General features: G+C 42.5%; 2 protein-coding genes. Both read right to left on the bottom strand.

Going from position 1 to position 1,068, the window contains the following annotated elements; all coding sequences use genetic code 11:
- On the bottom strand, positions 1–697 hold a 697-nt coding region (gene rplA / locus HP456_RS24255), incomplete at its 3' end, for a 50S ribosomal protein L1 (protein WP_172255759.1).
- Positions 698–825: 128 nt separating this feature from the next.
- Positions 826–1,068: uL11 family ribosomal protein (locus HP456_RS24250; RefSeq protein ID WP_512698791.1), on the bottom strand; the 243-nt coding region annotated here is incomplete at its 5' end.

Below are 1,068 nucleotides of genomic sequence, written 5' to 3'. Positions count from 1 at the left end.
CCTTAACTGCAAAAGTTGAAGGATCAACTTTAACGCCAGGACCCATAGTAGAAGTAACAGCAACGTTCTTCATGTATGTCCCTTTAGCTGCAGAAGGTTTAGCTTTAAGCATTGTGTCGTACATAGTCGTGAAGTTCTCAACTAATTTCTCGCTGTCGAAAGAAATCTTTCCAACAGGAACGTGTACGTTACCAGCTTTATCAGCACGGTATTCAACTTTACCAGCTTTAATTTCGTTAACAGCTTTTTCGACATCGAAAGTCACTGTTCCAGTTTTAGGGTTTGGCATTAAACCTTTAGGTCCTAACACACGTCCAAGTTTACCAACTTCACCCATCATGTCCGGAGTTGCAACGATTACGTCGAACTCGAACCAGCCTTGGTTGATTTTAGTGATCATGTCTGCATCACCAACGAAGTCAGCGCCAGCAGCTTCTGCTTCTTTTGCTTTATCGCCTTTAGCGAATACAAGAACTTTTTGAGTTTTACCAGTACCGTGCGGAAGTACTACCGCTCCACGGATTTGCTGGTCATTCTTACGAGTATCTACACCTAAGCGGAACGCTACTTCTACAGTTGCGTCAAACTTAGCGATGTTTGTTTTCTTTACTAATTCGATTGCTTCTTCAACTGAGTAAGCTGTAGTACGGTCTACAAGCTTTTGAGCTTCAAGAAACTTTTTACCTTTTTTTGCCATTTTATAATTTCCTCCTTGATGTGGTTTTAGCGGAATAACCTCCCACGAAATAAGGTTGCGAGAGTGAAACAATACATTTCATCATCGCAACCTCGTTCAACAGGAACATTCAAATAAGCGAAGCTGGATTAGTCTTCGATGACGATACCCATGCTGCGCGCAGTTCCTTCTACCATGCGCATAGCTGATTCAACGCTAGCTGCATTTAAGTCAGGCATTTTTGTTTCAGCAATTTCACGTACTTTATCGCGTTTAAGTGTTGCCACTTTCTTGCTGTTCGGTTCGCCTGAACCAGACTCGATACCAGCCGCTTTCTTAAGTAGAACAGCTGCAGGCGGAGTTTTTGTGATGAATGTAAATGAACGGTCTTC

It is taken from the genome of Bacillus haikouensis (assembly GCF_013179555.1).
Taxonomy (GTDB): domain Bacteria; phylum Bacillota; class Bacilli; order Bacillales; family Bacillaceae_B; genus Rossellomorea; species Rossellomorea haikouensis_A.
Note: the sequence above shows the minus strand (reverse complement) of the source record. Positions and strands in the feature narration are given on the sequence as shown.